13 protein-coding genes and 1 pseudogene are annotated in these 12,953 nt (G+C 41.2%); 10 read left to right on the top strand and 4 right to left on the bottom strand.

The genetic code is table 11. From position 1 onward, the window contains the following. Window positions 1-151: 151 nt before the first annotated feature. Entirely contained in the window at window positions 152-1,366 is a 1,215-nt protein-coding gene (locus tag AWV70_RS19305) for an MFS transporter (protein ID WP_060210156.1), read from the bottom strand. Window positions 1,367-1,496: 130 nt separating this feature from the next. Between AWV70_RS19305 and AWV70_RS19310 the strand changes: the two genes are divergently transcribed. The 3 genes from AWV70_RS19310 (at window position 1,497) to AWV70_RS19320 (ending at window position 4,268) form a co-directional block, all read left to right on the top strand. Continuing rightward, complete coding sequence (locus tag AWV70_RS19310) at window positions 1,497-3,242, top strand: ABC transporter substrate-binding protein (protein ID WP_060210157.1); 1,746 nt, start codon at window positions 1,497-1,499, stop codon at window positions 3,240-3,242. Continuing rightward, window positions 3,239-3,748 carry a GNAT family N-acetyltransferase gene (locus tag AWV70_RS19315; protein ID WP_060210158.1) on the top strand — a complete coding sequence of 170 codons (510 nt, stop codon included), beginning with the start codon at window positions 3,239-3,241 and terminating at the stop codon, window positions 3,746-3,748. Before AWV70_RS19310 ends, AWV70_RS19315 begins: the two co-directional genes overlap by 4 nt. Window positions 3,749-3,854: 106 nt before the next feature. Beyond that, window positions 3,855-4,268: a pyridoxamine 5'-phosphate oxidase family protein gene (locus AWV70_RS19320; RefSeq protein WP_201024408.1), complete on the top strand. Its 414-nt coding sequence runs from the start codon at window positions 3,855-3,857 to the stop codon at window positions 4,266-4,268. Between the two features lie 44 nt (window positions 4,269-4,312). Here AWV70_RS19320 and AWV70_RS19325 read toward each other — a convergent pair whose 3' ends face one another. Beyond that, window positions 4,313-4,810, bottom strand: coding sequence for a TspO/MBR family protein (locus tag AWV70_RS19325; protein ID WP_060210160.1), 498 nt, complete (start codon window positions 4,808-4,810; stop codon window positions 4,313-4,315). Window positions 4,811-4,971: 161 nt separating this feature from the next. On the opposite strand from AWV70_RS19325, the gene AWV70_RS19330 reads away from it, so the two are divergent. The 6 genes from AWV70_RS19330 (at window position 4,972) to arsC (ending at window position 11,083) form a co-directional block, all read left to right on the top strand. After that, window positions 4,972-6,291 carry a sodium-dependent transporter gene (locus AWV70_RS19330; protein WP_060210161.1) on the top strand — a complete coding sequence of 440 codons (1,320 nt, stop codon included), beginning with the start codon at window positions 4,972-4,974 and terminating at the stop codon, window positions 6,289-6,291. 125 nt (window positions 6,292-6,416) lie between these two features. Further along, window positions 6,417-8,219: a S9 family peptidase gene (locus AWV70_RS19335; protein ID WP_060210162.1), complete on the top strand. Its 1,803-nt coding sequence runs from the start codon at window positions 6,417-6,419 to the stop codon at window positions 8,217-8,219. A 41-nt stretch (window positions 8,220-8,260) separates the two neighbouring features. Continuing rightward, the gene (locus tag AWV70_RS19340) at window positions 8,261-8,734 is read left to right on the top strand and encodes a GyrI-like domain-containing protein (protein ID WP_060210163.1); all 474 of its coding nucleotides are present in this window, start codon (window positions 8,261-8,263) and stop codon (window positions 8,732-8,734) included. A gap of 96 nt (window positions 8,735-8,830) precedes the next feature. After that, the gene (locus tag AWV70_RS19345; RefSeq protein ID WP_060210164.1) at window positions 8,831-9,178 is read left to right on the top strand and encodes an ArsR/SmtB family transcription factor; all 348 of its coding nucleotides are present in this window, start codon (window positions 8,831-8,833) and stop codon (window positions 9,176-9,178) included. 171 nt (window positions 9,179-9,349) lie between these two features. Further along, the gene (locus AWV70_RS19350; RefSeq protein ID WP_060210165.1) at window positions 9,350-10,645 is read left to right on the top strand and encodes an arsenic transporter; all 1,296 of its coding nucleotides are present in this window, start codon (window positions 9,350-9,352) and stop codon (window positions 10,643-10,645) included. An 18-nt stretch (window positions 10,646-10,663) separates the two neighbouring features. Beyond that, on the top strand, window positions 10,664-11,083 hold the full coding sequence (gene arsC, locus AWV70_RS19355; RefSeq protein ID WP_060210166.1) for an arsenate reductase (thioredoxin): 420 nt from the start codon (window positions 10,664-10,666) through the stop codon (window positions 11,081-11,083). A 166-nt stretch (window positions 11,084-11,249) separates the two neighbouring features. Here arsC and AWV70_RS23080 read toward each other — a convergent pair whose 3' ends face one another. Together AWV70_RS23080 and AWV70_RS19360 are read right to left on the bottom strand one after the other, a co-directional pair. Continuing rightward, window positions 11,250-11,564, bottom strand: a complete 315-nt coding sequence (locus tag AWV70_RS23080; protein ID WP_082713719.1) for a phospholipase — start codon at window positions 11,562-11,564, stop codon at window positions 11,250-11,252. A 150-nt stretch (window positions 11,565-11,714) separates the two neighbouring features. Beyond that, complete coding sequence (locus AWV70_RS19360; RefSeq protein ID WP_060210167.1) at window positions 11,715-12,296, bottom strand: DUF4256 domain-containing protein; 582 nt, start codon at window positions 12,294-12,296, stop codon at window positions 11,715-11,717. 417 nt (window positions 12,297-12,713) lie between these two features. Between AWV70_RS19360 and AWV70_RS24870 the strand changes: the two are divergent. Beyond that, a pseudogene (locus AWV70_RS24870) lies at window positions 12,714-12,953 on the top strand (cytochrome aa3 quinol oxidase subunit II); the annotation flags it as partial.

Consider the following 12,953-nt stretch of genomic DNA (forward strand, 5'->3'; position numbering starts at 1 on the left):
ATTCCCTTTGCAAATCAGTAGTGATGAAAAGTTCCTTTGACATATAGACACATCCTTTATTCGACTATCTTATGTATGTCTATTATACGTTACTAGTTGGTGATTGCATGAAATGAGGTCTGCTCAAAAAATCAAGAGAGCAGAACTCGTTTTATACAAGTTTTTTAAATGGATGAAAGAAGAGGCGGATGAATAGAACTATAAAAATGCACATGGATATGAAGAACAGTATCCTTATTGGAAACCATTCCGCCCATAAGCCTGCAATGAATAGCCCTAACGGAAGGGTTAACTTCATTAACATGGACGACGTTCCCGCGACTCTTCCTAGCAGATGATTCGGTGTGAATTCTTGGCGAATCGTAAAGTATACGATATTGGATAGCGTCGTCGAGAATGTACGAATGGCTAGGGATATTCCGATTGCCCACCAAGTTTGAGCGAACAGCAACAAGCCCATGGAAATAATGTCAAATAAAATTGAATATGTATATATGACACCCCGACCGAAGCGTTTGCGGATTCTGCTAATGAGACTAGCTCCGACAAGTCCCCCGATTGCCGAAATCGTAAACATGAAACCGACTTGCCTAGAATCAGCACCAATCTGATCGGTTGCAAAAAAGATAAGTACACCAACGACGAGACTGGAAGCGAAATTACTGAAAAGTACTGTAATTGTTGGCGTTAAAAGAATTTTATTGTTAAACAGTTCTTCTATTCCTTCTTTCATATCCTTCCAGATTGAATGTGAGGCATCCTTCTGTTTGACAGTTGGAGGGACATTCAAAAATTGCATAAATACATACATGACCAATAGACAGACAAGGTAAATCGCTAAGGTGGAAGTGTAAGAAAACACGGCGATGAGTACACCTGCAATCCCAGGGCCGATCATCCGAATCAACGTATCAATGAATGACAGTTTAGCATTGGCTGATGTCAACTGGTCCTTTGAAACAATTTGGGGAAGGACCGAGTGATTGGCATTCCCGAATGTGTAACCTGCAGAGGACAAGATGAAGCCGAGAATGTATAAATGCCATAGCTCAATTTGATTTGTCAGCAACAATGCGACGATTCCACACATGGAAATGACTTGGATGAAACTCGTCCACACCATCATCGTCTTCCGATTTAATCGATCAACCAACGCACCTGCGAGCATCCCTAAAAAGATATTCGGGAAAAATTCAATTGCGCGCATCATACTCATCGACAATGCCGATCGGCTCAAATCGTAAATTAGCAACGGAATCGCAATGCTATACATTTGCATTCCAAAACTCGATATTGTGGAGCCTCCCCATAAAAGCAGAAAGTTCCTATTTTTAAATAGTGAAAGCTCGGAAGCAATTGCCTTCATTTTCATCCCTCCAATTGTATTCTCGCATAAAAGAAGTGTAGAATAATAAAAGGTGCATAAAAAGTGTCGGTTATTGAATTTACAGTTCACCTTTAAATGTCTACCGGATGACTTGAAGGAGGGGTGGCTCGTGAAGTATTTGGATCACTTGCTGGAATTGACGAATCATTTCACGGAAGGAATGGAAGAGGAAACATCAGTGGCAACACTAGCGGGGATTTTGAATTGTTCGGAAAGACATGTGAAAAACGTTGTTAAAGTGTTGCATAGCGAAGGTGCAATAAAATGGGTAACACAGAGAGGGCGGGGGAAGAAGCCGAGAATAACAATCCTTTTCACGAAGGATGAACTTTTATTGGACCAATCAAAAGAGATGGTACGGACGGGGCGATATCAAGACGCATTTTCACTAGTAGACGGAATGGAGAAGCAAGTACAGTTGAAGTTTCAAAATTGGTTTGCAGAGAATTTGGGTCTCGCACAGGAAACGGATAGCGAAATTGAATTGGATATTTTACGGTACCCTTTTTATGAAACACGTTTAGTCATGGACCCGATGCGAATTGTTTCCCGTCACGACGCCCATATGGTTCGGCAACTATTTGATCGACTTGTCGAATATGATGCCGCAACGAACGAGTTGAAACCGAGCATCGCTCATCACTGGGAGTCGAAAGATGGCAAGCGATGGACGTTTTATCTACATAAAGGAGTAGCTTTCCATCATGGTAGAGAGCTTACTTCCTCAGATGTTCAGTCAACAGTTCGTAGGCTAATGGATGAAACGGAATTCTTTAGAAACATTGAAAGAGTGGACGTATTCAATCGGACCATCATTCAATTCACGCTAAAGGAAGTGGATTTTTTATTTCCGCGCAGCTTAGCCGCTTCGAAAGCGTCCATTATACCGATTGAAAAAGTCATTGATCATCCCGAACGGTTTTCAAAATTTCCGGTCGGTAGTGGACCTTATCTAGTGACACAGAATGATGAAAACATCATCCGATTAGAAGTGAACCCTTCCTATTTTTTAGCTAGACCATGGCTGGACGAAATACATATCATTAAAACACCTTCCCATTATGGTAAAGAAGCCGATCATCCATTTTTGTTGAATGCTCCGGATACGACTTGGAGGCAAGTGAAGCGAATGGAGGATGGGGCGAGTTATATTACCTTTAACTGCTTGAAAGAGGGGACGTTTCAAAAAGAAGCCTTTCGGAAGGATATATATACAAGGCTCCAACCCGAGGGCATACGGAATGAAGGGTTGGATAATGAAATTGTCGCAACAAGCTTTCTGTCTCCCCGTTCTGAAGCTGTTAAATTGGATAATAAAAATAGAAATCTCCGCTATGAAGGACCGCCCCTTCGAATTGCCGCTCAACAAATTCGACCGGGTGCTAACCATGAAAGAGCTACAAAGAACTTGCAAATCCAATTACAGGAAATGGGGATTGACTCGACAATCGAAATTGTTGATTTTTATCAAATGAGCAGTGAGAAAAGCTTAGGAACATATGACCTTTTTGTAGGTGGAATTGCGTTAGGGGAAGATCGTTTATTATCATTGCTTACTGCATTACAGTCAACGGAGCTCACCATCTATCCGTGTTTGGATGAAAAGATGAAGAGTTTTGTAGATAAAAAGATCCGAAAAATTAGAAGTGTGGAAGAAGAATCTACTCGTTGGGATCTTTACTTTAAAATCGAAGAGTATTTAAAATCGAAGCATGCAATTCTTTTTTGCAACCATCGCTTTCACACAGTATATGAACCGAAAGATAATCCATATGTCAATATTGAACTCGATAGCAACGGAAGAGTCGATTATCGAAAAGTATGGAAAAGATTGAATCAGGAGGATGAGAGATGAATATTCGAAAGTTAGTTCCACAAGACGCTGAAGCCTACTTTCAAATACGATTAGAAGCTTTACAAACAAATCCCGAAGCTTTTTCTTCAAGCTATGAAGAGGAGCAAAAGCAAACTGCCGACAAGTATAAGGGGAGGTTTGAGGGGGAGATTTCTTTTGCATTCGGTGCTTTTGCCGAATCGAAACTGATTGGCGTCATTACGCTATTGACAGAGAGAACGCTGAAACTTAGACACCGTGCAACAATCGTAGCGATGTATGTGACACCCGGTATGAGGGGGAAAGGCATTGCAAAGAGGCTTATGGTTGAAGCAATCAATAAGGCAAGGACTCTTAAAGGCATTGAGCAGATTCATTTGACAGTCGTCAGCTCGAATTCATCTGCCATTAGATTGTATTCTTCTTTAGGATTTGAGGTATACGGAACTGAGAAAAGAGCATTGAAAATCGGAGAAGACTATTTCGATGAGGATTTTATGGTTTTATTCTTAAATGAAATAAAGTAGAGCTTTGCAGAAATGTTCATATCTTCTTCTCAGCCGACACTCCAATGTTTAGTCTTCATTAATTATAGGAACAGTAAAAGGAGAAGACCAATGAGGAGTGATTGAAATGGATGCTAAAGAAACAGCTCGGAAAATACTGGATGAAAGCCATATCGGAACGATGGCGACTGTCCAGCAAGGCAAGCCCTTCAGTAGGTATATGACATTTTTTAATGAGGATTTCACGCTTTACACGGCAACGTCTAAAATGACCGATAAAGTGGAGGAACTTGAGAAGAATCCGAATACGCATATTTTGATTGGCTATGATGGGGAGGGTTTCGGGGATGCATATCTTGAAATTATGGGAACCGCAATGATTTCCGATGAGGAAAGTTTGAAAGAGAAGGTATGGAATGAGCATATGAAGCCATATTTTACTGGACCTGATGATCCGAACCTCGTCATCCTGAAAGTAACTCCCGATTCCATGCGATTGATGAACAAAAAGGGAGAAGAACCCCAAGATATCCAATTTTGAATGAATATCCCTTGCCTTTTTTCAGGCAAGGGATTTCTTTACGGCTACTTATTCAATTTCCAAGTTGAATAATTGAGGGACAAAGCGAATGTGACCCAACCGATATAAGGAATCAGTAGCGATCCTGCCGTCCGGTCAACTTGGTAAAATTCATAGGTCGTCACAGCGATGGCTGCAAGTAAAATGGTCATTTCAACAAGCGCTGTGCCTCTCAGTCCCCATCGGAAGTATAAGAAAGACCATAAATAATTGAGCCCGAGTTGCAATTCATAAATGGGGATTGCGCTTATATTCCCATAGCCTTGCTCTCTTTTGTTCTCAACCCGGTACTTGGCAAGTCCCATGATGCCATAAAGGGTTGTCCAAGCGATCGGGAATGTTGACGGTGGTGGGGAGAATGAAGGCTTTTCAAGCTTATTATATTTTTCTTGGGCATTCCGGTTTGCCAACCATCCCGTAATAGATCCACCGATAATCGGCAGTAGAACGCCAACAGCTAGCCGTTTCTTATCAATCCGGCCGTTTACTTTTAAAAGTTCCATTGTAACACCTCCTCGTTACGTACATATTTCCCTTTAGCGATATGTTAAAAACAAAAACCAATTTTGAAGAATGCGCAATAATAAGATAGTATGGATTCCATCCATTCTACGTTATACTAATACAATGTTCATCGGAGAAACTGGGAAAAGTGAGTGATAGTATGAAACAACGTGAGCAATGGACATCGAAAATTGGATTTGTATTGGCGGCAGCCGGAAGTGCAATCGGACTTGGAGCCATTTGGAAATTTCCTTATATGGCAGGTACGAACGGCGGCAGTGTGTTTGTATTGCTATTCATTATTTGTACATTGGCAATTGGATTGCCGATCCTGTTGGCTGAATTTGTCATCGGTAGGAGAGGACAGTATGATGCAGTCACTTCATTAAAAAAACTGGCCCCCGGAAAGCCGTGGTTTTTAATCGGGTGGATGGGGTTACTCAGTTCCTTTATCCTCTTATCTTTTTACAGTGTAGTGGGTGGGTGGATTCTATCCTATTTGGTAAGAGCACTAGTATTTAATCTTGATGTTGCCGATTATGGAGAGCTTTTCACTACCATCATCGCGAACCCTGGAGAAGTGCTCATCGCTCAGGCAGTGTTCATGATATTAACGATATGGATTGTGCAAAGCGGGATCCGTGGCGGAATTGAGCGTGCGAGCCGGTGGATGATGCCTTTGCTTTTCATCTTTTTTATCGTCTTAGCGATTCGATCATTGACACTTGAAGGGGCAATGGAAGGGGTCCGCTTCCTATTCGTGCCGGATTGGTCGTATTTGACTGGAAAGACCTTCTTGCTAGCACTTGGACAGGCTTTCTTCTCGTTAAGCGTTGGTGTCACTGCGATGATGACGTACGCATCTTATTTGCCCAAAGAGGAACGCCTTGGCCAATCGGCTTTTAATGTGTCTATATTGAATATTTTTATCTCGCTGCTTGCGGGGATCGTTATTTTTCCAGCAGTATTTGCATTAGGCCAATCACCTGCAGAAGGTCCGGGACTGATTTTTGTCGTATTGCCGGCCATCTTTAATGAAATTCCGTTCGGTGGATTCTTTTTGATTTTGTTCTTTATTTTATTATTATTCGCAACGTTGACATCATCGATTGCTATGCTGGAAATTGTCGTTTCAACGGGGATAAGAAAGAAGCTGGAACGAAGAAGAATGGCGGCTTGGGTATTTGGCATATTGATTTTCATCGTCGGAATTCCAAGTGCTTTATCGTTCGGTGTGTTATCTGATGTGAAGCTGCCCGGAGGAACTTTCTTCGATTTCGCGGATATTTTGACGAGCAGGATCGGACTTCCGCTTGGTGCACTTCTCATCTCCATTTTTGCAGGCTATGTGTTATCCACTGCTGATACGAATGATGAGCTGCGAATGAACCCTTTCATGAATCATGCTTGGAAGTTCATTGTCCGCTTCATCGCGCCGCTAGCGATCATTATTATTTTCATTGCATCATTTATTGAATGAAATTCTGAAAAGCATCTCTTCCTCGTGAAGAATGCTTTTTTCTTTTGAGTTAATTTGTTTCAGTAGTCTAAATAGTATAAAATGTTTATGGGGTGTATGTAAATGAAGGGAAAAGGGGCGAACAAATGATTAGTGTTAAGAAAAAGTATTCTATTGAACAATTTATCAATTGTGAGAGTTTGCTTGGGGTATCTATTTCACCAGATGATGAAAAAATTTTAGTGGGTAGCGACCGTTCGGGTGTCTATAATACGTATGCGGTTGCTCGGACAGGAAGCGATGTTGAGCAACTGACACACTCTGCTGATAATTGGATGATACCCGTAGGCTATTTCCCGGATGGGCGTAAGTTTCTGTATCGAAGTGATCAAGGCGGGAATGAGATTACACATCTTTATATGCAAACGGAAGATGGAGAAAGCATTGATCTTACACCTGGGAAAGCAGAAAAAGCGGAGTTTCACCGTTGGAGTCGGAATGAAAAGAATTTTTTCTATGAATCAAATAAGCGGGATGCCCGTTACATGGATTTATATGAAATGGATATCGACACAATGGAACCGACGCTACTGTTCAAAAATGAAGATGGATATTATGTTTCGGCGATTTCCCATGATAAAAAAACTATTGCCTTGCACAAGCCACGGACATCAAATGATTCGGATATGTTTATTTACACAGAAGACGGTGTGAAACATTTGTCTGATCATGTAGGGGATGTTCAGTACCAGCCAGTCGCATTTAATTTGGATTCAACTCATTTATATTACTTAACAGATGAAGATCATGAGTTTTTATACGTGAAACGGATTTGTTTATCGACTGGAAACAGAGAGGTTGTCGCAAAAGAAAACTGGGATATTTTAACCGCTCGTTTTTCTCCTCATCATAAATACCTTTACTATTATGTGAATAATGATGGAAAGATTGAAGTGAAGGTGATCGAGTCGGAAACTGGCGAGTATGTTGAAATAGCGGATTTTCCGGAAGGGCAAATTAGTGGATTATCAATTTCCAAGAGTGAGCGGTATATGGCGTTTTTAGTAAACCGTTCAACAGCGCCTGCGAATTTGTATGTATATGATTTTGAAGCAAAGCAATTGAGCTGCTTAACAGACACCCTTAATCCTGAGATTGACGAGAGCGACTTAGTGGATGCGCGGGTTGTTCATTACCCATCATTCGATGGGCTTGAAATTCCGGCGATTTATTATGAGCCGCACTTAGAAGAAGGTGAAAAAGCACCTGCACTCATTTGGGTGCACGGTGGTCCAGGAGGTCAGTCGACTGTCGATTTCAGCCCGATGATTCAATATTTAGTGAATCACGGTTATGCAGTTCTCGCCGTGAACAACCGTGGAAGTTCTGGATATGGGAAAACATTTTTCAAGGCAGCTGATTTGAAACATGGTGAAATTGACTTGGCTGATTGCATCGAAGGGAAAAAGTTTTTAATTGGAACAGGGCGGATTGATGAAAATCGGATTGGTATTATCGGTGGAAGTTACGGCGGTTATATGACGCTTGCTGCTCTCGCATTCCAACCTGATTCATTCGAAGTTGGCGTTAATATATTCGGAGTGTCCAACTGGGAGCGAACGCTAAAAAGTATTCCACCATGGTGGGAAGCTATGCGCGAACTGTTATACAAGAAAATCGGTGATCCATATACACAGACAGATTATATCCGTAGTATTTCACCACTTTTCCATGCGGAAAAAATTAACAAGCCGCTCATCGTCTTGCAAGGCGCCAATGATCCACGAGTTTTGCAAGTTGAGTCTGATGATATTGTTGAAAAAGTGAAAGAGAATGGTGTTCCAGTTGAATACATCATTTTTGAAGACGAAGGACATGGCTTCACGAAGCGTGAAAACCAAATTAAAGGATATCGAGCAATCCGGGAATTTCTGGATAAGTATTTGTAATTGTGGATTTGTTTATGAAGTAGATTTGAAGGAGTGATAGAATGGAAGTAAAAGCAGTTGCTACGTTTGCATGTGAAGTTGTTAAAAGGGAATTCGAATTGATTGGGCAAAGCATAACAGCGAATTTTCCACAGGCGTTCCCGGACGCTGCCATTAAAATTCAAATGGATTTTGAAAAGCGGATCGATGATATCGAAAATTGTAAGAATAAGCAAGTCTTAATCAGTCCGTATATGTGCAATGATATCGTTGCCACTTATTTCGCATGTGTGGAAGTCGAGGGGCTAACCGAAACACCTGAAGGGATGATTGGATTTAAACTTCCGATGATGAACTATGCGAAAATCAGCTGCTCCAACAAAACGATTGATCAAGGCTATTCAAAAATATTTTCGTGGATGGGTGAAAACGGATATAAACAGAAATGGTATGACAAATCATTTCCTATCGAGATCTTCTATCTTGATGAGGGAGCTGAAGAAGAAGTCGTTGAAATTTTAATACCGATCCAATGATGAGAGAACCGACTATCCGCAAAAGTAGATAGTCGGTTTTTTTGACTTGCGTATATAAGCATATAATTATATGATGCTAAAAGGGAGTGATGATAAATGGAAACAACAGAATCAATTGATTTGCAAAGAGCATCACAAATTTTAAAACTTCTCGGCGATAAGACGAGACTGACGATGATGAAATTGCTTGAATCACATGATTGCTGCGTGTGTGAATTTGTCGCAATCTTTAAGATGAGCCAGCCGGCGATCAGTCAACATTTGCGTAAACTAAGGGACCTTGGGTTAGTGAAAGAGGAGCGAAGGGGACAGTGGATCTTTTATTCAATCAATCAGGAACACGAAGATTATCCATTGATTTCAAGTGTACTTCATCACTTACCTGATCAAGGAAGTTCCATTGAAGAGTTGGAAGCGCAAGGCTTGCGTATTTGTTGTGAATAACGACTAGACTTCGGGTGGCAACTGCTCGGCAAAGAGCGCCGTTTCGTAGATCTGACTTATGCCTGTCGCAGTTAAAGCCGTCACGAAGAATGGCTTTTGCGAGTAAAAGCATAGCGTTAGAACCAACGATTCCCGCCATCCTACGCTTTTGTATTAAGGAGGAAACAGGTTTTGTATTCAGTCATAACCGCGTCACTGATTTTTATTATTACACTCATATTTGTTATTTGGCAGCCTAGAAACCTCTCGATTGGTTGGTCTGCCTGTGCGGGAGCGATCATTGCATTACTATTTGGTGTCGTTGATTTTACGGATGTGCTCGATGTCACAGGCATTGTTTGGAATGCGACACTTGCTTTCGTTGCAATCATCATCATTTCTTTACTACTAGATGAAATCGGCTTTTTCGAATGGTCTGCACTACATATGGCCCGGTTAGCTAAGGGGAGCGGGCTTCGGATGTTCGTTTATGTCAGCCTTCTTGGTGCAATTGTGGCAGCTTTATTTGCGAATGATGGTGCGGCGTTGATACTGACGCCGATTGTATTGGCGATGGTCCGGAACTTGAAGTTCAGCGATAAAATGATCTTTCCATTTATTATTGCCAGCGGTTTTATCGCAGATACGACATCATTGCCATTAGTTGTGAGCAACTTGGTCAATATAGTTTCCGCCGACTTTTTCGGTATCGGTTTTGCGGAATATGCCTCCCGGATGATTGTTCCGAACTTATTTTCATTAATCGCAAGTATTCTTGTCTTGTTTTTGTTTTTCAGAAAAGACATTCCTGGAGATTATGAAGTGGCTGAGTTGAAGCAACCACAGGATGCGATTAAAGATCATAAGATGTTCCGGCTGTCTTGGGGGGTTCTCGGCATATTGCTTGTAGGGTACTTCTCGAGTGAATTCATCGGGCTTCCAGTATCGTTTATCGCTGGAATTGTAGCCATCTTCTTTTTAGTCATGGCGAAAAGAAGTCCTGCTGTTCAAACGAAACAAGTGTTGAAAGGGGCACCTTGGGCAATCGTCTTTTTCTCGATCGGCATGTATGTCGTTGTTTATGGATTGAAAAACGCCGGGTTGACGAGTGTCCTTGCGAATATTATTCAATTGGCGGCTGATCAAGGCCTATTTGCTGCGACAGTATCAATGGGTTTCATTGCAGCATTCTTATCTTCCATCATGAACAATATGCCAACTGTTATGATTGATGCACTCGCAATAGCAGAAACGAACACAACAGGACCGATCCGTGAAGCGCTAATTTACGCAAACGTTATAGGGTCAGATTTGGGTCCGAAAATTACACCGATCGGTTCACTCGCAACATTGCTATGGTTGCATGTCCTATCGCAAAAAGGTGTGAAAATAGGGTGGGGGACGTACTTTAAAGTGGGAATCATTTTGACGATCCCTACACTATTCATCACGCTTGTCGGATTGTACGTCTGGTTGTTAATCATGTAAAAAGGATGTGTAAATGCAATGGAGAAAAAGATTATTTATTTCCTCTGTACCGGCAACTCATGCCGTAGCCAAATGGCTGAAGGATGGGGGAGAAGTATACTCGGTGAGGAATGGGATGTGAAAAGCGCAGGCATTGAAGCGCACGGAGTCAATCCGAATGCTGTTAAAGCGATGAATGAAGTCGGAATCGATATTTCAAATCAAACGTCAGATATCATTGATATAGGCATATTGAATGATGCTGATTTTGTAGTCACCTTATGTGGGGATGCGGCAGACAAATGTCCAGTGACACCCGCCCATATAAAACGTGCGCACTGGGGATTCGATGATCCGGCAAAAGCAACTGGAACGGAAGAAGAAAAATGGGCATGCTTCCAACGGGTACGGGATGAGATTGGTCGGAGGATAGAACGATTTAACGAAACAGGGGAGTAAGCTTTTTTAGGTGCCTGTGCAACAAACTATTCAGTTAATACGAAAATACCATTGTATAAAAAGAAAGTTGGAAATCGGTTATCAAGCTATTTAACTGTTGCATGGTTGTATTTTTATTCGTTTTACTAAATTTTCATAAATGCACCTTGCACAGGCACCGATACAATTAGTATTTTCTGGATTTATAGCAAGTGAATTTTGTCTGAACTTGCATGTACTTATAGAGGATGCGTGCATGTCTTCCCATTAGCGTGTCTTCATATAAATAAGGACGAAGACATCTGAGTAATTCATTATCGCAATGGCAGCGCTCTTTGTGTTGTCGATAACATACATCATGTGCCTTGCATGCTGCATCTACTTCGTTGATGGGGGCTCCTGGCCCGTTGCAGCCTGGACCACACCAGTTATATCCAGGGAATATACAAAACCGGAACCCTCTATTTTCTCTGGATGACAAATTAATAACCTCCTTTTCCATTTGGTTCGGTGTTATATGAATTTCATTCTATTTTATTCCGCATTATGGGATAACACATAAGCTAGTACCTATGGAATGACAAAAATCCCTTACAGCTATTTTGGCAGCGGTAAGGGATTTTTGAATGAAATAAGAACATTATTAGCTGATTCAGACTCTCAGCGAGCCACGGAAACCTCTGGCGGCGTAGTAGGAGTCAGCTCCGTTGTGGTACATAAAAACAGTGTCATAGCGGCGATCGCAAAAGATCGCACCACCGAGCTTTCTTATATCGGCAGGGGTTTGAACCCAGCTGGATGTTTTTAAGTCGAATTTTTCTAGTTTTTGCAGCGCTCTATATTGCTCTTCGGTTAAAAGTTCGATGCCCATGGCAGCTGCCATTTCAATTGCGCTAGTTTCGGGCTTGTGTTTTTTTCTTGACTCCAATGCTTCACGGTCATAACAAACACTTCTGCGGCCTTTTGGACTTTCCACGGAACAATCATAAAAAATGTATTCATCTTTCTGCTCATCATAGTCAACGACATCAGGTTCTCCGCCGGTAATTTCCATTTCATTCAAAGACCACAGTTTTTTAGAGTTAGCCTTAAGCTTTTCTTCGACTTTTGCCCAATCCATATCCTCGTGGCGGTGCAAGTTCTTCTCAAAGCGATTTTTCAAAACTCCGAGTAACTCTTCACGTTGTTCTTGTGACAAATCCATTTGATTACGGATTTTATTCTCCTCTGTCATGTTAGTTTCCTCCTTTTTTATGTCCTTAGTATATACAAGAAAATTAGAATGCAAAAACAAGATGATGTGAACTCTGCAATTTGTTATTAGATTAACGAAGATGCTTCCTATATGTAAAAGCTATTTAGAAATGTGTTAAGCGAAGATTAGATTAATATGGTTTTAATAGCTTTTTTGTTCATTAAATGGACGAAAATGTGAGGCGTTTCCTTGTTTTTATATAATTAATTGTCTAATCGTTGTACAAAATGTGTCTAATCTATTGACGTTTGGTGAAGTCGCTATGAAATGTGCATCTGATGATTGTCATCGGCATTATATTATATTAAGATAAATCTCTAGTTCGAGGAACTGCGAAATACTATAATTTCACATGCTGTTTCTATAGCTTATAGAACACAAGAAAGGGGTACTTCCATGAAAAGGAAATGGACTTTAGTAAGTTTGGCTATCGGTATTCTGGCATTGTTGGCGGGTTGTGAGCCGCTAATGGTTTTGGATCCGAAAGGGCCGCAAGCTGAAACGACTGCCAATGTCATTTGGATATCAATTGCGACGATGGCAATTGTTGTAATTGCTGTTTTTGCCTTAATGATATATGTCGTATTTAAATACCGGGCTTCAAAACAAAGTGAGGATTATGAACCGCCGCATATC

It is taken from the genome of Sporosarcina koreensis (assembly GCF_001531445.1).
Classification (GTDB): domain Bacteria; phylum Bacillota; class Bacilli; order Bacillales_A; family Planococcaceae; genus Sporosarcina; species Sporosarcina koreensis_C.